We start from the raw sequence: 21,352 nt of genomic DNA, 5'->3' as shown, positions 1-21,352 counted from the left end.
CTGGTCCTTTATTCTCAGAGAGAAGCCGATCGAAGACGCATCCGGATACGAAAGGTCAAAAAGCCGGCAAATAGCAGCAGACCGCCACATAGGCTAAAGATGGTTCCCAAGCCGAAATGTCCTTTGAGTTGACCTGCACCGGCAGCAACAATGCCTCCGCAGAAAGTTCCTGCGAAGTTAAGCATGCCGAAGGCGGTCGCCCGCTGTTCCGGCGCAATGCCTTCGCATAAGACGGGCATCGTGTTGCCGTCGTACATTCCCTTACCCAATCCAAAGAGGGCCATCGCGATGTAGAGCACGGCAGGTGTATGAGTGAGGCCACTAAGAATAAGAAAGGGCGCAGCGAGCAACAGGCCGATGGTCTGAGTGAAAATGTGGCCACGAGGAGAGCGTCGAAACCACGCGTCTGCCAGAATGCCTCCAATCAGGAGCCCGGCAAAGCCGCCCGCCTTCATATAGAAGGTAGCCGTAAAGCCCGCTTTCGTGAGAGAGAAGTGAAAGCTCTCGAAGAGATAGAGCGGCATCCATGTATAGATCGCCCAATCGCAGATGGACGCGACAGCGAAGACGCTCAGCAGGGGACGAAATCCAGGCGTCAGGAAGATTCTGGATGCTATTTGGCGAATCGCCGTGGAAGAGTTTGAAGGCTGTGATTGCTCTGAACGCCGCTCGCGTAAGAGAAAGACCAAGACGATGGCATAAGCGCAACCAAAGATTCCAAAGATTGCGAAGACCGAGCGCCAGCCATAGTGAGTGGCGATCCAGCCTCCGAGGGACCCACCAAGCACGGTTCCTACGTAGGTTCCGCTGTAATGCAGGCTGATGGCTCGCGCTCGCGTCCTCTGATCGTGGTAGGCCGCAATGAGCGCGAGACCCGCAGGAAGGTAGCAGGCTTCACTGATTCCCATGATCGAGCGCAGCCACAGCAGTTGCGTGAAGGTTCGGGCATGGCCCGTGGCCACGGTAACTGCTGACCAGACAAGAAGGCTCGCACAGATCATCCGCTTACTGCCGACCTTGTCAGCGAGATAGCCGGCAATGGGGCTGCAAAATGCGTAGACCCAAAGGAAAGTGGTTCCGAGTAACCCCAGCTGGAAGGCGGAGATGTGCAGTTCTTGCTGGAGAGGTGGGAAGACCGAGAAGAGAACCTGCCGGTCAAGATAGTTGAGTAGCCATACGAAGGTGAGAAGAAGGACCGCGAGCCAGGCGTATGTGCGCGTAGGCTGTGTTCTTGGGGAAGCGGCGGTCATTGAAGTATGATGCATTATCAATTATCGTTTTATGGAGTTATCTTGAATCCCGATTTTCAAGGCATTTATCCGGCTCTTCTCACTCCTTTGACCTCCGAGAGGAAGTTTAATCCTGCCGTAGCGGAGCGAATGATAGACCATCTTTTGCAAGCAGGCGTGTATGGGGCATATGTGGCTGGAACGACAGGAGAAGGGCTGCTTTTAGACACGTCAGCACGCAAAGCGCTGGTAGAGACTCTTATGCGGTGCCTGCCTAAGGACAAGAGGCTAATCGTCCATGTGGGAGCAAAACGCAGAGAGGATGCGCTCGCATTGGCGGAGCACGCTGCGAAGCATGGAGCGCACGCAATCAGCAGCTTGCCTCCGAAGGGAGACAGTGCGACTGTAATGAGTTATTACACGGAGTTAGCAGCATCGTCACCCCTTCCGCTGATCGTGTACTACTTTCCTAAAGCGGCGCCCCACGCATTTGCTGAACCGGAAAGACTGATCGAAGTGTGTGATCTTCCGAACGTATTAGGAGTGAAGTTCACCGATTTCAACTTCTATCTACTGCAGAGGCTGGTGAAGCGCGGCATGGTTGTCTTCAACGGATATGACGAGGCTCTAGTAGCGGGGTTGCTGATGGGAGCACAGGGAGGTATAGGTTCCACCTATAACGTAATGCCAGAGGCCTACCTCTCGATTTATCGTGCAGCCATGGAAGGTCACTGGGATGTGGCGCGGCAGTTGCAAATCGGCGTGAACGACGTGATCGAAGCTCTGCTGAAGTATCCTTTCTTCCCAGCGCTGCGTGCAATTATGAAGGAGAAGGGATTTGACTGTGGTCCATTAATGAGCGGTGATCAGCTCTCCTCCGAGGTGAAGCGGCAGGAGCTTCTAGTCGAGTTTGATGAGCTCACCCAGCGCGCTCAAGTCAGTCTCCACAGCGAGCGTCGATAAGGAGAAAACCATCATTCGTTGCTCACTGTTTCATATATCCGATAGAATTAGCGCGTGTCCACACAAGATCTAACTCCGCTTCGAGCTTTGAGCAAGTCGCGCGAGGTCTTTGAGCGTTTACGTGATGCGATCTGGTCCGGCGATCTTGCTCCAGGCACAGCTCTGCGCGAAGCGCATCTCGCAAAACAGCTGAATGTAAGCCAGGTTCCGGTTCGTGAGGCGTTGCTTCAATTGGAGCACCTCGGGTTGGTGGTTCGCGTTCAGGATCGCGGGACGACAGTGACCAAGCTGACCCGCAGCGAGATTGAGCAAATGATGGAGGTTCGTCGACACCTGGAGCAGATGGCATTTCAGCTCGCGAGTAGTCGCGTCTCTCCTGAGATAGAGATGGAGCTGCGAAGGCATTTGAAAAATATGAACGCTGCGGCGGCAAAGAATGATCATTTTGCAATTGCAGAAGAAGACTACAAGTTTCACCAGACAGTGTGGAAGGCATCAGGCAATGAAGTGTTGGAAAAGACGCTGGAGCGCCTCTGCATCGCAGTGTATGCGTTTGTAAGCCTGAAACGGCACGCGGCGGGAGAAACGATGAAGTCCGCGGTGAGATCGCATAAGAAGCTGCTCGAAGCGCTTCTGTCAGGGGATGTGACGGTAATCCGCAAAGGAGTGGACGAGCATCTGGCGCCGGATGCTGTCATTCCTTCCTCTATTGCGCAATAGAAAGACGGCCATGAAGGGCTGCCCTTCTATGAGCTATGTTTGTGATCCGGTCAAAGGCGACGGCATAAGCTCCTCGTAGTCAATCGAGATTAAAAACGTAAGGTTGTCTTTACCTAGGCAATGTTCCGTTCCTCATTGTGGCTTGTTTGGCAAGGCGTCAAGTGCAAGATTAATCTGCAGAACGTTTACTCGTGGTTCTCCGAGTAGCCCCATCTGTCTTTGAATGATTTGGTCTGCAATAAGTTTTCGGAGCAACGCCTCGTCAAGATGACGCTCTGCAGCAATTCGAGGTGCCTGATAAAAGGCAGCTGCGGGAGAGATATCTGGGTCAAGGCCCGATCCGGATGCCGTTATAAGATCAATTGGAACGTCTTTCTGCTTCTCATTCTTAACACTTGCTGCGACACGATCGATCAATGTCTTGTTAGTGGGGCCAAGATTGGATCCACTTGATGCGGAGGCGTCATAACTCGTGCCTGCAGCAGAGGGACGGCTGTGGAAGTATCCTGGTCCGGTGAATGCTTGTCCAATGATCTTCGATCCAATGAGTTGATTACCTCGCGAAATTAGTTGCCCATTCGCTTTTTCTCGAAACAGCATTTGTGCGATTCCGGTAATGACGAACGGATAAACAATGCCCAGGAGAACTGCGGTGATGATGGTATAGAGACCCGCTGTGAGTACATGTTTTTTCATAATTCCTCTTTAAGCCAGATGGATAGCGACGATCAGCATATCGATAAGCTTGATGCCTATGAAAGGAGCGATAATTCCACCGAGTCCGTAGATAAAAAGGTTTCTTTGCAGCAGAGCTGCAGCCGACATGGGCTTATAGCTCACACCGCGTAAAGCAAGCGGAATCAATGCGACGATAATCAAGGCATTGAAGATGATTGCCGACAGTACCGCAGATTCCGCATTGTGCAGATGCATGATGTTCAGCGCTTCAAGCACTGGAAAAACGCCAGCGAACATTGCAGGAATGATGGCGAAGTATTTGGCCACGTCATTTGAGATAGAGAACGTTGTTAGTGCTCCTCGCGTCATGAGCAGTTGCTTGCCGATGGCAACGATCTCGATTAGCTTGGTGGGATTACTGTCCAGATCCACCATATTCCCGGCTTCTTTTGCGGCTTGAGTGCCACTGTTCATCGCGACGCCTACATCAGCTTGGGCAAGAGCGGGAGCATCGTTCGTGCCGTCGCCTGTCATTGCGACGAGCTTGCCTTCTCCCTGCTCCCGTTTGATGAGATCCATTTTGTCTTTGGGCTTTGCTTCTGCGAGGAAGTCATCCACTCCCGCTTCGCGAGCGATCGCCGCAGCGGTGAGAGGATTATCTCCTGTAATCATGATGGTTCGAATCCCCATGGCGCGGAGATGTTCAAACCGCTCCCGCATGCCGCCTTTCACAACATCCTTGAGATGAATGACACCAAGAGCCTTTCCGTTTTCGGCCACTACAAGAGGTGTTCCACCACTGCGGGCTATATCCTCCACAATGCCTTGAACATGAGTTGGCATCTGAGTTCCATGTTGGATAAGGTAACGCGCAATCGCGTCAACCGCGCCTTTGCGGATACTGCGACCCTCAACTTCGATGCCGCTCATGCGTGTGGTTGCGGAGAAGGGAACGAATTCAACATTCATCTGCCCAAGTTCACGGCCACGAAGCCCGTATTTTTCCTTCGCGAGCACAACGATGGACCTCCCTTCGGGAGTTTCATCGGGTAGGGATGACAACTGAGCAGCATCGGCCAGTTTTTCTGGAGAGATGCCGGGCGCTGGAATGAATTCTGCCGCTTGACGGTTCCCGATCGTGATCGTTCCAGTCTTGTCGAGAAGAAGAGTATTGACGTCTCCGGCTGCTTCAACCGCACGCCCTGATGTAGCGAGAACGTTATGCTGAACGAGGCGATCCATTCCTGCAATACCAATGGCGGAGAGAAGTCCGCCAATTGTGGTTGGAATAAGACAGACAAGGAGTGCGACTAATACGAACACTGTTTGTGGGGCACCAGAATAAAGTGCGAACGGTTGCAGTGTTACTACGGCGAGCAGAAAGATGATGGTCAGGCCAGCAAGCAGGATATTAAGGGCGATTTCGTTCGGAGTCTTCTGGCGCTCGGCTCCTTCTACCAACGCGATCATGCGGTCGAGGAAGGTTTCCCCTGGATTGGATGTAATGCGAACAGTGATGACATCACTTAGGACGCGCGTGCCTCCCGTCACAGCAGAGCGATCTCCGCCAGCTTCGCGAATAACGGGGGCAGATTCGCCAGTAATCGCGGATTCGTCTACTGAAGCGACACCCTCAATCACTTCGCCGTCTCCAGGAATCATCTGGCCGGCAATGACGCGTACGACATCGTTGGCCCGCAGTTGTGAACTTGGAATTTCTTCGACTCCACTCTTGCCAACACGGTATGCCGTAGTCTCTGATTTCGCGAGGCGGAGAGCATCCGCTTGAGCCTTGCCGCGGCCCTCTGCCATTGCTTCTGCAAAGTTTGCAAAGAGCACAGTGAACCAGAGCCATAAAGTGATCTGGATATCAAAGCGGAAATGTCCTCGATGCGTTGCGAGATTGACGAGGAGAAGAACTGTAGTCAAGACGCTACCTATCTCGACAACAAACATAACCGGATTGCGCATCATCGTGGTCGGATTGAGTTTAGCGAGGGCGTCAGCAAACGCACGACGTACGATCTTTGAATCAAACATGGAGCGACGTTTTGCAGTATTTGTCATGAATTTCGTAGCTCCTTAGAAGGTGAAGCCAGCGTTTAGAAGCAAATGTTCCAGGATTGGGCCGAGGCTGAGAGCGGGGAAGAAGGTAAGTGCTCCAACAATGAGAATGACTCCCATAAGTAGGACAGTAAAAAGCGGCGTCGTGACTGGAAAGGTCCCTGAAGATGCAGGAACTATCTTTTTGCCTGCGAGATTTCCGGCAATTGCCAGCATCGGAATGATCATCATGAATCGTCCGAAAAACATCGCCATACCGAGTGAGTAGTTATACCAATGTGTATTTGCGTTGAGGCCCGCGAACGCCGAACCGTTATTACCAGTCGCAGAGGTATAAGCGTATAGAATTTCTGACAGTCCATGCGGACCGTGATTGGCAAGACTGCTCATGCCAAGATTCGGCGTAAGGACGGATATTGCGGTAAAGCCAAGGATGATGAGAGGAAAGATCAGCAAATAGAGCATGGCAAGCTGCACATCGTATGCTTCTATCTTCTTGCCGAGATACTCTGGTGTGCGACCTACCATGAGGCCGGCAATGAAGACCGCCATCACGACGAAGACAAGCATGCCGTAGAGGCCTGCTCCCACCCCTCCGAAAACAACCTCACCCAGAAGGATATTGATCATGGGGATCATGCCGCCTAGAGGAGTGAAACTGTCGTGCATGCCATTAACTGCGCCGCAGCTTGCGTCGGTGGTTACCGTCGCAAACAAGGCTGAGTCCGCAATACCGAATCTAACCTCTTTGCCTTCCATATTTCCGCCCGACTGAAGCGCAGAGATGTGTTGATCGGTTCCGTGGAGAAGAGGATTCCCCCTGGCTTCGGCCCAATAGCAGGTAAAGACCCCGACGAACCACAGTACGGCCATGGCGGCTAGTACCGCCCATCCATGACGTGGAGAACCGACCATTTGACCGAGCGTAACCGTGAGGCCGGCAGGTATCAGAAAAATTGCGAGCATTTCAATAAAATTTGCAGCCGGTGTGGGATTTTCAAAGGGATGGGCGCTGTTCGCGTTGAAAAAACCGCCTCCATTGGTCCCCAACATTTTGATCGCCTCCTGTGAGGCAACCGGGCCTTGAGCGATTGTCTGTGTTGTCACTCTCGAAACTTTTCCATCCGCGCCGGTGACCTGTTGTGGCTCGATGAGTCTTACCGTGTCATAAGGTCTGAGGTTCTGAATTACTCCTTGGGACACAAGACTAATGGCGATGACCGTGGAGATCGGCAACAGGACCCATAATGTAGCGCGAGTGAGATCTACCCAGAAGTTTCCTAAAGTCTTCATCTCGCGACGTGCGATGCCGCGGATAAAAGCGATGGCAAGTGCTATTCCCGCCGCAGCCGACCAGAAATTATGGGTCGCCAATCCGAGCATCTGCGTAAGGTAGCTCATCGTGGATTCTGGTACATAGGACTGCCAATTTGTATTCGTGGTAAATGAGATTGCTGTATTAAGAGCGAGATCGGGAGCGACCCCGGCTAGGTGTTGAGGATTGAATGGAAGTAGATGCTGCGTACGCTCCAAAATGTACGTGAGCAAGAGGGTCGCTGCGCTGAAGAGAAGGATGGAAACGGAATATTCCACCCATGTCATCTCCTCATTAGCGTTGACACCAGTCAGCCGATAAAGGAGCCGCTCGCAAGGCGCCAGGAGGAAATCGAGGAACGTCCTTCGACGCTCGAAGACGCGTGTCATGTAACTTCCGAGCGGCTTCGCAAGAAACAACACGGCTGCAATGAACAGAAAAATTTGTAGCCAACCATTGAGTGACATTTAGAACTTCTCCGGACGCAGCAAGGCGTAGATAAGATAGGCCATTAGGAGAGCAGCGATAGCGAGCAAAATGGCGTTGAGAATCATTTGCGTTTTCCTTTCAACGCATCACAGCCGTACACGTAAAGCAGACTGAGTGGAAACAGAGTGGCTAATGTGATGAGTGCTGCAGTGTCGAGCATGTTTACCCCCAAGCGAATTGTTTACCAACTACTTGTTTTGAACCCCACCAGGACATAAGGCCCAAAGCTGCAGTCGTTTGTGAATGGCTTAGAACATCTGGGGTATCAACGAGAAAAAAATGATGATTCGTAAAATCACGCCGATATTCTGCGCGTACTAGGAAGCCCGGAGCGACTAGGCGATTTGTTATTAAAGTGAATTTTTTCAATGCCCGATTCGTACTACTGAAAAGTGCACTTCTGCCATCGAAGTCTTCGTAGCGCATCCTAATATTCCAGTTTCCTGGAAGGCTATATCTGGCTGCAGACCCAATTGCCGCATGTGCTGGTGACGATTGTAGCTGTACGCGGCTGATCGCATAACCTGCCTCCCCGATAGGTGTCAGCCTGGGTGTTGCATTCTGCGTCGCATACGTAGGAGATTCTTGCACATAGGCTGTTGGCGAAGGAGGATTTGGATCTGAGTGGGCAGGGGAAACGGGTGAAAAGCCTAAGCTGCTTTCTTTCTCCAATGCACCCAGCTCTTCTGATGTGTGGGCCAATTCCTGTCGGAGTTGAAGAATTCCCTTCGTGCTTCGATCATTGCTCCTATCCACCGACTCTCGTGCAATGAAGTCGGGCGAACAAAAGGGCATTACAGCGACCCAAAGAACTTTCATACGGCCTCATGAACTATTGCACTCTGAAAGGCCATCGGAATTTCGTAGAAAAAAAGTTAAAAAGTCGTAAGTTCTTCGCCATTCGGATGAAAACGATAACCTATCCAGGGCTCACTTTGTACATAACGTGTGCTGGGCCCTCGTTCGATCTTTTTACGTAGTTGAGCAATCAGAACGCGAAGGTACTCAGGTTGATCGATGCCAGCTGCACCCCAAATAGACCGCAATAACGTTTTATGTGTCATCACTCGAAGCGGGTTATTCACGAAGAGCAGAAGAAGATCGAATTCTTTCGGAGACAAGTGAATACTTTCCCCGCGAACAGTGACGAACCTTGATTCCGTATCGACTTCAAAGTCGCCGACCTTTAAAACAGAAGCAGGAGGAGCTTCTACGCTCGAGCTTTGACGACGAAGGTGAGCCCGTACACGAGCCAGAAGCTCAGGTGTGCGGAAAGGTTTCGTCACGTAGTCGTCAGCGCCTTCATCTAATGCTGTAACTTTCGAATCATCGGTATTGCGAACACTCAGTACAATAATCGGAACGAGAGAATTACGTCGGATGGCTCTCGTCAACTCGATACCATCCATATGGGGCATCGAGATGTCTGTGATCACAAGGTCAGGCATCTCTGATTGAATTTGTTCGAGAGCGGCTGCACCATTCAGAGAAGTATGAACTCGATACCCGCTTGCCTGTAACGATGTTCGTAACATTCGTATAATTTGCGGGTCATCGTCAACAACAAGGATAGTTTCGTTCATTGCGACTCCTGTGTAATGATGTGCAAATCGACATGAGGTGCTTCAGACATAAATCTTTGAATAGCTAGAAAATACAAATATTTTTTTAATCCGTAAAGTGCGGAACGCCCAAAAAGAGCTTGTGAAATGCGGTGTTCGGTAACGAATGCGGCTGTAGCCGAAGCAACGCTTCCACCGGATAGCTCGACGATTGTCGCTCCGAGGTTCTTCGCAAATTGTATGTTGGATTCAAGTGTTTTCTTGCGTTCTAGCTGTTGATCGCGTTCGTTTGTAACGTGAAGAACATATAGCTCTCCATCCAGCGCTTCCGCTAGTCTGGCGCCTCGCACAATCAGATCGCGGGACTGAGGGTTCGAACTGATGCAGACCGCAATCTTTTCGGTCACCGACCAGTGCGCACCTAAACGCTTACGGCGAACATAGTCGTCAAGAGTTTTATCGACAGCCCGAGTTACTCGTTGTAGTGCCATCTCCCGAAGTGCAATAAGATTTCCTTTTCGGAAAAAATTAGAGAGAGCTCGTTCTGCGCGTTCCGCGGGATAAATGTCTCCGCGGCGCATTCGAGTTTCGAGAGCTTCGGGCGTGAGATCGCTAAGAACGATTTCATCTGCTTTGTCTAAAACCCAGTCGGGAACCTGCTCCTGTACCTTGATTCCCGTCAAAGCCTGAACCCGGACCGTGAGACTTTCGATGTGCTGGATATTAATTGTGCTTAGCACATCGATCTTGTTCTCCAACAGCAAGAGAACATCTTCATATCGCTTATGCGTTCGACTGCCTTCAATATTTGTATGGGCAAGTTCATCGACGAGAACGACTTGAGGCATGCGCGCCAGTATTGCATCGATGTCCATTTCGGTGAAGAGTGTGCCGCGATATTCAATTTCACGGCGGGGGATTTGCTCAAGTTTTTTAGCCAGCTCTGCCGTCCCGGCACGCCCATGACTTTCGACAATACCGACGACTACATCTTCCCCTCGACTGCGGCGACGAATGCCTTCGCTGAGCATGCTATAAGTCTTTCCAACGCCAGGAGCATAGCCCAAGAAAATTTTAAAGCGTCCTCGCGCCTTTTCAGTATTGCTTGACTCAAGCCAGTCCTCTGCAGATTTTCTTTTTTCACTCAAGGTTTAGAATGCTCCTGATGAATTCTCGTCGCATTATCGAAATTACACGTTGGGTGCTTTCAATTCTGGTACTGGCCGGAATTGTACTTGTGTATCGTCGTCTTCTTCATGTCAACCCGACCACAGTAGCTTTGACGCTGCTGCTGTTTATTCTTATCCTTGCAGCTAAATGGAGTTTACGGCACGCCGTGGTCGTATCGCTGATCGCGACATTTTGCTATAACTATTTTTTTCTGCCCCCCCTGGGGACCTTAACCGTAGCCGACCCGCAGAACTGGCTGGCTCTCTTTGCGTTCCTCTCTACTTCTATGATTGGAAGTCGTCTTTCGCAGCGCGCTAGAGACGAGGCAGAGACTGCACGCATACGCCAGCGTGAACTGGAGATTCTTTTCAGTCTTAGCAGGGAGATGCTCGAGACGGAAAATGTCACGGAATTGCTCAATACAATTCCGCACGTGGTGATACGAGCTACTCGGGCGAGAGTGGCAGTTCTGTATCTATCGAAAGGAGACAAGATTTATCAAGCAGGAACCGAGCGAGTATCCGATGTGGAGATGCCGCACCTTCGCCAGCAAGCAAATAATTTGAGTTGCGCGGAAGCAATTGGCGATGAACTCCGTATCCCGTTAAAGGTTGGCGTGAAACCAAGAGGTCTGCTTCTACTTCGCGGAATTACTCTTTCTTCAGGTGCCATGGATGCAATTGGCAGTTTGATCTCGGTATCGCTAGACAGAGCAAGTGCTCTTGAAGATATAGCTCATAACGAAGCGAACAAAGAAAGTGAACGACTCCGCACCTTGATGATTGATTCGATCACTCATGAACTGCGCACTCCTCTGACCTCGATAAAGGGCGCGGCGAGCGTCCTATTGGCGACGCAAATTGAAAAAGAGGAAGACCGAAAAGAGCTGCTGACTATCATCGATGAGGAAAGTGACCGAATCGATAGGCTGGTCTCTCAGGCGGTTGAGATGGCCCAGCTGGATGCGCGACAGGTTCATATGACGATGGAGAAGATTGATATTGAAAATGTGATCGGAAAGGCTCATGAAGATTGCGAATGGATAGATGAGCAACATCCCGTCGAGATAAGGATTGAATCTAAAGTGGATATTTTCGCCGATGCTGAATTTCTGAAGAAAGTAATTTGCAATCTTTTGGAAAATGCAGCGAAGTACTCTGATCCGCAGACGCCAATCATTATTACGACCAGAGTTGAATCAGATATGCTGATTCTAAGCGTTGCTGACAAGGGAGTTGGGGTCGATCCAAATGAACAGGGTCTGATCTTCGACCGTTTTTATCGTGCGCCGATCCATAATCAGCGCATCTCTGGCACCGGTATGGGGCTGCCAATTAGCAAGGCGATTATTGAAGCTCATGGTGGTACTATGCAGGTAGTAAGCAGGCTTGGGGAAGGTTCTGTATTTAGCTTTTCTATTCCAGCCGCATGATGATGTGGGCAATCTTTTGTCCCCGAACTATTTTCTTAGACGAAAACCTCCCCTGCAAAAAAGACGAGAAGGGCAATTAGCCTTCCCGCATTTGCTAATAAAAGCGCATGGTGCTTCAATGAAAGAATTGCGGAAGCTTTTAGCCATTACGCTGCTTGCGGTCATAGCCCTACCGCTCATTCCCTCTCTTTTTGCGCAGAGCGCGAAAGGTGAGGGAAGTATGCCCGCGTGTTGCCGCAGGCAGGGGAAGCATCATTGCATGGCAGGCCGTGCCGGAGGCTTGGCGGCTTCAAACGCGGTTCCCCGGTTTCGATCTCCCTTGGAGAAGTGTCCCTACTCTCCGGGACTAGCCATTGTTTCTGATCGTTCTATTTTGGGATTGCCAGCGAACGATGCGATCTATGCAGGTTTAGTGAGTCACCCCGCAGTTGTTGCGCAGGCGCAGTGCAAGTGGCGTGTTGCGTGCGACCGTGCGCGCCAGAAGCGCGGTCCTCCATCTTTTCTCCTCTAGATATCTCCATTCTGATCAAAATTTAGAAATTTTGACTGTGCAACGTATTGCTTTCTGCCGGCCACATTTTTCGTGCCGACCGAGATAATACGTTACTTGCCCATGGGGCTGGCACCGAACCAATCGTGGGGCTGACGTGGGTTGAGGCGAGGAGCATGGCGTCAACAAAAAACACGTTGCCGTGTCTGAAGAAGTCTCAATGAGACAAGGGGTATACATGCAAAACGAAGGCAAGAGGTTGAGCAGTATCAGTGCGATACTTCTGATCCTGAGCTTTCTTTTGCCTTTTGCACGCTTAGCTCTTGTCGCTCAGACAAATAAAGAAGTCTTCTTGCCAGCTTGTTGTAAAGCGCATGGAAAGCATCACTGCTCCATGCAGATGCTGCAGGGTACAGAACTGGGAGGCGCTTCTCCCTCTTCTTCATCCCAGGTTCTTCAACTTTCTGAAAAGTGCCCCTACACGCCCGGTTTACCTCCATCGACGCACGAGAAGCCTCTCTGGTATGGCGTTGGTTTGTTATGCCGGACATGTTGGCAGATCGATCGATCGCTAGTTTTATTCGATCATGACAGGCACACCCTTGCAGCGGAAGGGTCGAATCACAAACGCGGTCCACCTGTTCTCAGCTATATCGCCTAAGAATCTTATCTTTGGGCCGCGGTCTACGGGACCGCCGAAATGTGCTGGAGACATTGTGAACTACCCTGGAAAAGTCTTTGCAAAGGTCGCTGTTATTGCAGCCTTAGTATTTACAGCGATGGTTGTGCGAGGACAAGAGACTCTTACAACGGCATCTGTTACCGGCCGGGTGATGGATGCGAGCGGGGCGCTGGTGCCGCACGCACTTGTCAAGGCTGTTGCGATGGCGACGAATCAGGCGTACACCGTTACGACTGATGCTGGAGGGCGCTTCCGCATCCCTTTCCTTCCCGCCGGTGTGTACTCTTTTTCTACGCAGCCGACTGGATTTGCTCCTGCCACGCAGCAGGTTCAGTTGACGATCGGGGCTGCCTTCGATCTTACTTTGCGGGTTGCGGTTGGCGCGGCGGACACCTCAATCAACGTTGCCGGGCAAGCACCTGTCTTGGAAGATAATCGCAGTCAAATCTCGGAAACCATTACGCAGATGGAGATCGACAATCTCCCCTATAACGGACGAAACTTCCTTGATCTGGCCTTATTGGTTCCAGGAGTGAGCCCAACGAATACGGGCAGCGTACAGACCTTCGCCGAGACCTCGCCGGTGGTTGGGCAAGGATACTCGGTCAACAGCCAGCGTAATTTTTCAAACAGCTTTGTTGTTGATGGCCTGTCGGCCAACGATGATGCCGCGGGACTAGCAGGGAATTCTTATGGACTGGATGTCATTCGCGAATTCCAGGTCGTAACATCAGGCGGCCAGGCTGAGTTTGGCCGTGCCATGGGCGGGTATTTCAACATCGTTACGCGAAGTGGAACGAATGATCTTCACGGCACCTTGTATGGATTCCTTCGTAATCAGCGTCTTAATGCTCAAAGTGCCCTTTCGCGAAGTAAGCTTCCACTCACACAGGGGCAATATGGCGCCAGTCTTTCTGGACCGCTTAAACGAGATCGTACCTTTCTGTTTGGTAATTACGAAGGCCGACGACTCAACACAAATGGCGTGATAACCATCGATCCCGTTCAAGCGGCATCGATTAATAATTATCTGAACACAATCGGCTTTCAGGGACCACGCCTGACGGTGGGGACGGGAGCGTCAACTCTTTATCCGACAACCGTGCACACAGACACGGCGTTTCTGCGAGGAGACCATCGATTTAACGATACGGATCAGATGAACCTGCGCTACAGCTATTACCGTCTGGGTAGCATTAATGCACGGGGAGTTGGTGGTCTGGCAGATGTGAGTTACGGGACCGCTGTCCGAGATGAAAACCATACGGTAGCCGTCAATAATGTTGCGACACTGTCGCCTCGTACCTTTAACGAAACTCGTGGACAGTTTACCTACGACAACCTGGAAGCCCCATCGAATACGCAGAATAGTCCTGCGATTACGATAAGCGGCGTGGCCACCTTTGGACGTTTTTCCTCTTCGCCAACCGCTCGAGTGAACTACCTGTATGAAGTGGTCGATAACCTGGTGATGCAGCGCCGGGCGCATACGATCAAGGCAGGCGTCGACTTTCTTTTCAACGACGACACCATCACATTTCCTATGGCAATTGTAGGTTCCTACACTTTTCCTTCGCTTGCTGCATTCGAAGCAAGTAGAACTTCATACTCTACTTTCTCCCAGAACTTCGGGACGCCCTTTATTCAACAGAACAACCCCAATCTTGGGGTGTATGTACAGGACGAATGGAAAGCCGCTCCCTCCCTCACTCTGAATCTGGGTGTTCGTTACGATCTTCAATTTCTGCATACGATCAACGTGGACAAGAACAACATTTCGCCGCGTGTAGGCTTTGCTTGGTCACCGTTCACGAACAAGGCAACCGTGGTGCGGGGTAGTTTCGGACTCTTTTACGATCGCATACCGCTTCGCGCCCTGGCCAATGCATTGTTGTCTGCGGGGAACACGATCGATCCGACACAGGGACGTTTGCTGCAGTACACCTATATTCCCAGTTTGGACCCAGGAGCGCCGATATTTCCCAACGTTTCTACGTCACCGAATCCAGGTTCAACGATCAGCTATTCCTTGATGAATCGCGATATTCAGAACGCCTATTCTGAGCAGGCGAGTCTTGGGCTCGAACAGCAAATATCTAGTGGAGGAACGCTGGGCATCAGTTATCAGCATGTACGCGGCCTTCACCTGCTCTCTTCTATTAATCGCAATATCAATCGGGATGGGACACGTCCGGATCCGAGTCGCGGCAACATAAAACCATACGATTCACTCTTCGACTCGTATTATGACGGTCTTGCTGTCTCGTTCCTGGAGCGGCCCCTTTCTTGGGGGACGGCTCGCATCTCCTACACGTGGTCGAAGTCTATCAATAATGTTGGAGAGTTCTTCTTCAGTTCGCCGATCGACAACTTCGACCTAAATGTCGACCGCAGCCGTTCCGATGACGACCAGCGCCATCGACTGATATTCGATGCAAGTGTGAACTCCCCCACATCTCCCTCGAGTGGTATCGCAGAGCACCTTTCCCATGGCTGGCGCCTAAGCGGAATTTTGCAATACTACTCGCGACCACCCTTCAATATAACCACGGGTGGGCAGACGAAACAGCAAACGACACAGCGCCCTTGTACGTCTGGATATAGTCTGACTGGGACCAACCCCTGCACCGAAGGGCTCGCTGGAGCGGTGATCGCTCGCAATGCCGGCACAGGGTTTGATTTCTTCAGCTTGAACATGCGTGTAAGCCGAACCTTTGCCCTGACGGAACATCTGCGGCTGGAGGGTATTGCTGAGGCATTCAATGCTCTCAATCATCGCAATGACATGATCCCAAATGGCACATGGGGAACAGGAGCCTACCCATCGAACCCCAATCCTAATTTTGGAAGCGCTACCGCAGTAGGCGATCCAAGAAGCATTCAGTTAGCGGCGCGGCTGAACTTCTAAACGGCAGGTGTGACATCGCTTTCGGTGTTGCATCTGCTAAGGAGGATTTCTGTGGCTTTTGATGAATTTGAACGTGCAGAAGAACAGTCCCGGCGCGTGTATCGTGCTGTATGGCGCTGGCATTTTTATGCGGGCCTCTTTTGTATCCCACTTGTAATCTGGCTGGCTTGCACCGGATCGATCTATCTCTTCAAGCCACAGATCGAACGGTGGCTTGACCATCCGTATGACAATCTTGCAATCCAGGGACGCGCCACTCCAGAACAGATTGCGGATGCCGCCATAGCAGCGGTTCCAGGATCCACTCTTCACGCTTACGAGCTATCGCGAAGCGAGACCTCTGCAGTGCAAGTCATCGTTGGAATAGGTAAAGAGGAATATCGCGTTTATGTGCATCCGCATACCCTTCAAATCTTGAAGACCATCAACGAGGATAAGCGACCGATGCAGATCATCTTCCATCTGCATGGAGAGCTGTTGGCTGGAGATTGGGGATCGCGGTTCGTAGAGTTGGCCGCTTCCTGGGCCATCGTTCTTATCGTCAGCGGGCTGTATCTCTGGTGGCCGAGGCAGTCGGCGAGGCTTGCGGGCGTAATTTGGATTCGCCTGAACCATGGATCGCGGACTTTCTGGAGAGACCTGCATGCTGTAACAGGAGTCTGGATCTCCGCGTTCGCTCTCTTTCTATTGTTGACGGGGCTGCCTTGGGCAAAGGGGTGGGGAACTTACTTCAAGACGATCCGACAGTTAACTGGGACCTCCGTTGTTCGTCAAGACTGGAGTATTGGTCGTTCTGCTGAGCTAGAACAGCGTGAAGCGTTGAACAGGAGTGGCCTCTCTGTAGTTGAATCGGAACATTCGGGCCACATGGGGCACACCATCTCCACCATGAAAGTGGCCCATTCCAATGAACCACTCAATCGGTTGGTGCCTGCTGCTGAAAAGCTTCGACTCGCTGCACCGATCCTCATCCTGCCAGCGATGCGCATAGACGGCGCATGGACCGTAAAGTCGGACTCCCAGAATCGGCCACTTCGTACAACGATTATGATGAACCCGCAAACGGGGATGATCTTGAGCCGCGAAGATTTTGCGCGACGACATCTTGTCGACCGGATTGTCGGCGTGGGAATCGCTGCCCACGAAGGGCAACTCTTTGGACTCGCAAATCAACTACTAGGTCTTATAACTGCATTGGGCTTAGTGATACTGTGTGTGAGCGCTGTAATTCTCTGGTGGCACCGGCGACGCGTAGGTGTGTTGGGGGCACCGCTTCCGATCGGAACACCTAGATGGTCTTTCGTGCTTGTCGCTGTTATCTTTGCTCTTGCTCTCTATTTACCGTCAATGACGGTTTCACTTGCGGTTGTTGTTTTATTGGAGAAGCTTATTTTTTCCAGAATGCCGTCGGTGAGCCGTTGGCTTGGTCTCTCGGTCGACCCACCGCGTCCTGCTATCAGGTAGATCCCTTTCTTTCCGGGTATCGTCCGATGACATACGGTTAAGGGGGAATATCGAAGTTCGAGGCGCCACCAATAATATGCATCTTGCGGTCTGAGCAAATAAATCATTCGTGTGCGCGGACGATAGCTCGCCTGAAAAGCGCAACGGATTAGCTCCTTATAGTAGCGAGCTCCAAACATCAGAAGTCAGACCGACAGAGCGGGTCGACGCTTGCTTTGTCGAACTTTTACAGGGGATCCGGCAATAGTCACTTTGCGGAAGTGTTCGTGTAGCACTTGCTCTGCCTGGCGCTGCCGGCCTTTTTCCAATAGCTTGTTCGCATCCTCTAGATGATCGGCCATCAACTTTCGAGCTAAAGTGGAGTCGCGTTGCTTGATGGCGGTAAAGATTAGCTTGTGAAAGGAGAGCGTATGCTCCAGTTCGACCATCTGAGAGGTAAGCATCATCATGTTTAGCATGGCTCGATGAATCATATGAAAGAGTCGGCCACTTAAGCGGTTTCCGGATGCCTGGAAGATGGCACGGTGGAATGACAGGTCCGAGGCGACCATTTTGAGATGATCTCCCCTGCTTTGTTCAAAGTCTTCCAGCGACTGTTTCAGAAGCGCAATATCCGCCGAATTCGCGTGTTCTGCGGCTTTTGCGGCAAGGGCCGGCTCCGTGATGAGCCGTATCTCCATAAGCTCCTGCCAAGAAATATCGTCCAGCAAAAATAGGAATTCCATAGGTACAGCCAATACCGAGGAAGCGTCTTCGTTGAGATAACTCCCGTCACCCACCTTCTGACGAATGACTCCCATAATCTCCAGCACCTTGAGCGCCTGCCGCAAAGAGGATCGTGCAACTCCAAAATGGATTGCAAGATCACGTTCCGAAGGGAGTTTAGCTCCGGGGGAAAGCAGACCTTCGCTAAGCATCTGCTGGAAGCGAAGAACGAGCAAATGGGTTACGTCTTCCTTGTCTTTACCCTCAGACGAAAGACCGGAGAAGACGGGCTTGCTCCGCGCGCGCATGTGCCTATGGTGCACGAAGAAGAGGCCGGTCGCAAGTGTCGAATTAATTTCGTTCGAAGATTCTCTTGACATGCTCAACTCAATGGTACTACCTTTGGTTTTTCAAGATCTCTGCCATGGCGGAGAGTCTTTCAGATCCCCGTCGTTCCTCATGCTGGCCTGATGCACAATGATCACGTGGTGATGGCAAGCCTGAATTCGCCGATTTGGTGGTTTTCCCAGGTGAATGTTGAGGCCGGAAATGAGCTCGGGCAGGGGATTCGTCTCATACGGGCAATACTCTTTATTCTCTTGCATTACTGAAATTGCGGCGTGCGATCTTCATAGCCAAGTTGCGGGACAGCCATTACTCTGATCAGGTATGCCGGAGCTGCCGGACATATCCGCATATCTCACCGCGTTGAGGGCGCGCATTGTCAATCAACGGCTGGAGAAAGTGCGCCTCGCGAGCCCCTTTCTCCTGCGAACCGTGCAGCCACCCATTCATGCCATTGAAGGACATTTCGTCCGCTCAGCGGAAAGGATCGGCAAACGGATCGTTCTGGAATTTGAAGAGAATCTTTGGATGGTGCTTCATCTGATGATTGCAGGACGGCTGCACTGGAGATCACCTGAGGCGAAGCTGGGAGGTCGAAACAACCTCGCAGCATTCGATTTTCCGAACGGCTCTCTGGTTCTAACCGAAGCGGGTTCGAAGCGACGAGCTTCCCTTCATCTCTTCGGCAGCAAAGAGGAACTAAGCTCGATCGATCCCGGCGGGGCGGAGGTTTTGGAGATTGACTTTGACCAATTCCGCGAAGTTCTGATGGTTGAAAACCGGACGCTCAAACGCGCCCTGACCGATCCTCGTATCCTCAGCGGCATCGGGAACGCTTACTCGGATGAGATACTGCATGCAGCGCAACTCTCTCCGATCCACCAGACCCATAAATTATCTGACGACGAGTGGAAGCGATTGTTCACGGCTGCTCGTGAGACCTTGCACCTTTGGATCGATCTTCTCAACGAAGAAGCAAGGAACAGCTTCCCGGAAAAGGTCACGGCATTTCGAAAAGACATGGCTGTCCACGGACGCTTCGGTGAACCATGTCCACGGTGTGGTAATCCCATACAGCGTATCCGCTATGCCGATAACGAAACAAATTACTGCCCACAGTGCCAGACCGGTGGCAGGTTATTGGCGGACCGCAGCCTCTCTCGTCTGCTTGGAAAAGACTGGCCGCGGACGCTGGATGAGTTGGAAGCTCTCCGTCGCCGTTAGTCGATCACGTCGGAGGGCGATTTTAGCCGAGGCTGTTGCGCCACTGGCGGACCAATAAGCAGCAGAACCGGTGCAGGGCCGACGTTGTTGCTTGAAAGTGCGGCGAGTGTCGTGATGTGAATATGCTCGTCGGAGGTAGAAGCGCGGGAGACAGCGGTGCAGGGTGTGTTTGCATCAATGCCGGAGGCGATGAGGTCTGCCGCGAGCGTTTCAAAATCTCGGCCAGGCATATAGATGACCAGCGTAGCCTCGTCGGGAAAGGTTCCAGACCAGTTTGGCGTAAGCGAGAGTTTTCCAGCGGCATGATGTGCGGTGGCGAGAATAAGTTTGGAGGCTCGGCTGCGGTCGGTTAGAGGGGTCTCAAGAGCAGCGGCGACGGCGAAGGCCGCCGTGATTCCCGGGACGATCTCGAAGGAGATACCGTGCTCGCGAAGAAAGGCGATCTCTTCTGCGGCACGACCGAAGATGAGCGGATCGCCGGATTTGAGTCGGATGACCGAGCTTCCGGCGCTTGCGTGCTCGAGCATCAGCTCGTGAATGCCAGCCTGGGTAATTCGGGGTTGGCCGCAACGCTTACCGACAGGAATGACGAATGCCGTGGGGCTGGCAAGACCGAGGATCTCCTCGCTCACTAAATCGTCGGGAAGAATGACGTCCGCGGTCTTGAGCAGGTGGGCGGCGCGGAGGGTGAGGAGTGCAGGGTCGCCGGGGCCGGCACCGACGAGATAGACGTGTCCAGGTTCTGCGTCTGGAATAGAGATCATGCCCCCTCCTTGGACTGAGGAGATATGAGAGCATCGGTTGGATTTGTGATCGCGTGGGCGCGAGCGAGCAGACGAGAGGGGCACTGATCGTAGCTGCAAACCTGCCTTTGGGCTAGCTCGTGCAGAAGAATGCGCCGGGATTCGTTAAGGGGCTCGGCAGCGACCACCTCGCGACGAAGATTGCCAAGGTCTGCCAGCCAGTCGCCGAGGTCCAGCGGAAGCTGCTCGTTCAACTCGCGTCGAAGCTGCTGGGCAAGCGCAGGAGAGTTTCCAGCGGTGGAGATAGCAACCTGAAGATCACCACGGTGGACGACCGAAGGAAAGTAGAAGTCGCAGAAAGGAGGGTCATCCACGGCGTTACAGAGAACTCCATTTGCGGTGGCCTCGGCAAAGACGGCGCGATTGACCGTTGGATCGTCGGTAGCGGCGACAACCAGGAAGGCTCCGGCAAGGTCACCCGGCTGGTACGGGCGCTGATGGAGCGTAAGTTCGCCTGCCCCTGCCTGTTGGGCGATGCGTTCGCTGGCATGGGGAGAGATGACGGTGATGGCCCCGTCCGCGGCTCGGAGGGATTCGACCTTCGACTCGGCAAGGTGGCCCGCGCCTATGACGACGCAGCGTCGGCCAGTAAGCTTGAGGAAGATCGGAAAGAGTGACATCGTTGCTCCATTGTTGCAGGGGGAGAAATCTTTCCCCAAACATTTTTATTAACGCCAGAAGTTGCGGAGAGAGGGCTCATCTTTGGCATTTGCTATTGATTTCAAACAGAAGCAGGGTGCTCCTGTTCTTATGATTTCATAGAAAGCTGTACCCCTGCTTCGCGTCTCGGTTGCGTTAGCCGCTTGAAAAAATTATATTAAGAAGCATTGCAACATATTGAGTTGCAGAGCGTCATGTGGCGTTATGGTGTAACTGGTTAACACGTCGCCCTCTCAAGGCGAAGAGTCCGGGTTCGAGCCCCGGTAACGCTACCAAAATCTATCCATTTGTCGAAGCCTTCGGCGCCATGGTGTAACTGGTTAACACGCGGCCCTTTCAAGGCTGAGAGTACGGGTTCGATCCCCGTTGGCGCTACCAAAATCAAGAGCATACGACAGCAAATGGCAAGACTCAGACCTTCTCCCAGATCTGGGGCAAGAAGCTCAGAT

Annotated in this window: 16 protein-coding genes and 2 tRNA genes; 8 read left to right on the top strand and 10 right to left on the bottom strand. The window is 52.1% G+C overall.

Annotated features, from left to right (window positions below; all coding sequences use genetic code 11):
* Positions 1-14: 14 nt before the first annotated feature.
* Positions 15-1,265: an MFS transporter gene (locus AC5S26_RS13195; RefSeq protein WP_494185356.1), complete on the bottom strand. Its 1,251-nt coding sequence runs from the start codon at positions 1,263-1,265 to the stop codon at positions 15-17.
* A 27-nt stretch (positions 1,266-1,292) separates the two neighbouring features.
* On the opposite strand from AC5S26_RS13195, the gene AC5S26_RS13190 reads away from it, so the two are divergent.
* Complete coding sequence (locus AC5S26_RS13190; protein ID WP_494185355.1) at positions 1,293-2,192, top strand: dihydrodipicolinate synthase family protein; 900 nt, start codon at positions 1,293-1,295, stop codon at positions 2,190-2,192.
* Between the two features lie 54 nt (positions 2,193-2,246).
* Positions 2,247-2,912, top strand: coding sequence for a GntR family transcriptional regulator (locus tag AC5S26_RS13185; protein WP_494185354.1), 666 nt, complete (start codon positions 2,247-2,249; stop codon positions 2,910-2,912).
* Between the two features lie 132 nt (positions 2,913-3,044).
* Here the strand turns inward: AC5S26_RS13185 and kdpC are convergent, their stop codons facing one another.
* The 6 genes from kdpC to AC5S26_RS13155 form a co-directional block, all read right to left on the bottom strand.
* Positions 3,045-3,608 carry a potassium-transporting ATPase subunit KdpC gene (gene kdpC / locus AC5S26_RS13180; RefSeq protein WP_494185353.1) on the bottom strand — a complete coding sequence of 188 codons (564 nt, stop codon included), beginning with the start codon at positions 3,606-3,608 and terminating at the stop codon, positions 3,045-3,047.
* Between the two features lie 9 nt (positions 3,609-3,617).
* Positions 3,618-5,657, bottom strand: a complete 2,040-nt coding sequence (kdpB, locus tag AC5S26_RS13175) for a potassium-transporting ATPase subunit KdpB (RefSeq protein WP_494185352.1) — start codon at positions 5,655-5,657, stop codon at positions 3,618-3,620.
* Between the two features lie 15 nt (positions 5,658-5,672).
* Positions 5,673-7,436, bottom strand: coding sequence for a potassium-transporting ATPase subunit KdpA (gene kdpA / locus AC5S26_RS13170; RefSeq protein WP_494185351.1), 1,764 nt, complete (start codon positions 7,434-7,436; stop codon positions 5,673-5,675).
* Complete coding sequence (gene kdpF / locus AC5S26_RS13165; protein WP_494185419.1) at positions 7,437-7,523, bottom strand: K(+)-transporting ATPase subunit F; 87 nt, start codon at positions 7,521-7,523, stop codon at positions 7,437-7,439. It abuts the gene before it with no gap.
* An 810-nt stretch (positions 7,524-8,333) separates the two neighbouring features.
* Complete coding sequence (locus tag AC5S26_RS13160) at positions 8,334-9,041, bottom strand: response regulator transcription factor (RefSeq protein ID WP_494185350.1); 708 nt, start codon at positions 9,039-9,041, stop codon at positions 8,334-8,336.
* Complete coding sequence (locus AC5S26_RS13155) at positions 9,038-10,168, bottom strand: universal stress protein (RefSeq protein ID WP_494185349.1); 1,131 nt, start codon at positions 10,166-10,168, stop codon at positions 9,038-9,040. Before AC5S26_RS13155 ends, AC5S26_RS13160 begins: the two co-directional genes overlap by 4 nt.
* A 17-nt stretch (positions 10,169-10,185) precedes the next feature.
* On the opposite strand from AC5S26_RS13155, the gene AC5S26_RS13150 reads away from it, so the two are divergent.
* From AC5S26_RS13150 to AC5S26_RS13140, 3 genes are all read left to right on the top strand, one after another.
* Complete coding sequence (locus tag AC5S26_RS13150; RefSeq protein WP_494185348.1) at positions 10,186-11,622, top strand: ATP-binding protein; 1,437 nt, start codon at positions 10,186-10,188, stop codon at positions 11,620-11,622.
* Between the two features lie 1,206 nt (positions 11,623-12,828).
* Complete coding sequence (locus tag AC5S26_RS13145) at positions 12,829-15,702, top strand: TonB-dependent receptor (RefSeq protein ID WP_494185347.1); 2,874 nt, start codon at positions 12,829-12,831, stop codon at positions 15,700-15,702.
* A 51-nt stretch (positions 15,703-15,753) separates the two neighbouring features.
* Positions 15,754-17,166, top strand: a complete 1,413-nt coding sequence (locus AC5S26_RS13140) for a PepSY-associated TM helix domain-containing protein (RefSeq protein ID WP_494185346.1) — start codon at positions 15,754-15,756, stop codon at positions 17,164-17,166.
* Positions 17,167-17,351: 185 nt separating this feature from the next.
* Here AC5S26_RS13140 and AC5S26_RS13135 read toward each other — a convergent pair whose 3' ends face one another.
* A complete protein-coding gene (locus AC5S26_RS13135) occupies positions 17,352-18,083 on the bottom strand; it encodes a FadR/GntR family transcriptional regulator (RefSeq protein WP_494185345.1) in 732 nt (243 codons plus the stop codon).
* A gap of 457 nt (positions 18,084-18,540) precedes the next feature.
* Between AC5S26_RS13135 and AC5S26_RS13130 the strand changes: the two genes are divergently transcribed.
* On the top strand, positions 18,541-19,440 hold the full coding sequence (locus AC5S26_RS13130) for an Fpg/Nei family DNA glycosylase (RefSeq protein ID WP_494185344.1): 900 nt from the start codon (positions 18,541-18,543) through the stop codon (positions 19,438-19,440).
* Here the strand turns inward: AC5S26_RS13130 and cobA are convergent.
* Both cobA and AC5S26_RS13120 read right to left on the bottom strand, forming a co-directional pair.
* Entirely contained in the window at positions 19,437-20,204 is a 768-nt protein-coding gene (cobA, locus tag AC5S26_RS13125) for a uroporphyrinogen-III C-methyltransferase (protein ID WP_494185343.1), read from the bottom strand. The genes AC5S26_RS13130 and cobA overlap by 4 nt on opposite strands.
* Complete coding sequence (locus AC5S26_RS13120; RefSeq protein WP_494185342.1) at positions 20,201-20,863, bottom strand: precorrin-2 dehydrogenase/sirohydrochlorin ferrochelatase family protein; 663 nt, start codon at positions 20,861-20,863, stop codon at positions 20,201-20,203. Before AC5S26_RS13120 ends, cobA begins: the two co-directional genes overlap by 4 nt.
* A gap of 238 nt (positions 20,864-21,101) precedes the next feature.
* Between AC5S26_RS13120 and AC5S26_RS13115 the strand changes: the two genes are divergently transcribed.
* Both AC5S26_RS13115 and AC5S26_RS13110 read left to right on the top strand, forming a co-directional pair.
* Positions 21,102-21,178: transfer RNA gene (locus AC5S26_RS13115), tRNA-Glu, on the top strand.
* Positions 21,179-21,204: 26 nt separating this feature from the next.
* A tRNA-Glu gene (locus AC5S26_RS13110) sits at positions 21,205-21,281 on the top strand.
* Positions 21,282-21,352 lie beyond the last annotated feature (71 nt).

The organism is Edaphobacter sp. FHG110511_03, from assembly GCF_059115365.1.
Note: the sequence above shows the minus strand (reverse complement) of the source record. Positions and strands in the feature narration are given on the sequence as shown.

What these genes read in the sequence shown, in the direction of transcription:
- kdpC (WP_494185353.1), bottom strand. Translation starts at nt 3,608, where the DNA reads ATGAAAAAACATGTACTCACAGCGGGTCTCTATACCATCATCACCGCA.
- AC5S26_RS13135 (WP_494185345.1), bottom strand. Translation starts at nt 18,083, where the DNA reads ATGCTTAGCGAAGGTCTGCTTTCCCCCGGAGCTAAACTCCCTTCGGAA.
- kdpB (WP_494185352.1), bottom strand. Translation starts at nt 5,657, where the DNA reads ATGACAAATACTGCAAAACGTCGCTCCATGTTTGATTCAAAGATCGTA.
- AC5S26_RS13130 (WP_494185344.1), top strand. Translation starts at nt 18,541, where the DNA reads ATGCCGGAGCTGCCGGACATATCCGCATATCTCACCGCGTTGAGGGCG.
- cobA (WP_494185343.1), bottom strand. Translation starts at nt 20,204, where the DNA reads ATGATCTCTATTCCAGACGCAGAACCTGGACACGTCTATCTCGTCGGT.
- AC5S26_RS13150 (WP_494185348.1), top strand. Translation starts at nt 10,186, where the DNA reads ATGAATTCTCGTCGCATTATCGAAATTACACGTTGGGTGCTTTCAATT.
- kdpF (WP_494185419.1), bottom strand. Translation starts at nt 7,523, where the DNA reads ATGATTCTCAACGCCATTTTGCTCGCTATCGCTGCTCTCCTAATGGCC.
- AC5S26_RS13160 (WP_494185350.1), bottom strand. Translation starts at nt 9,041, where the DNA reads ATGAACGAAACTATCCTTGTTGTTGACGATGACCCGCAAATTATACGA.
- kdpA (WP_494185351.1), bottom strand. Translation starts at nt 7,436, where the DNA reads ATGTCACTCAATGGTTGGCTACAAATTTTTCTGTTCATTGCAGCCGTG.
- AC5S26_RS13120 (WP_494185342.1), bottom strand. Translation starts at nt 20,863, where the DNA reads ATGTCACTCTTTCCGATCTTCCTCAAGCTTACTGGCCGACGCTGCGTC.
- AC5S26_RS13195 (WP_494185356.1), bottom strand. Translation starts at nt 1,265, where the DNA reads ATGCATCATACTTCAATGACCGCCGCTTCCCCAAGAACACAGCCTACG.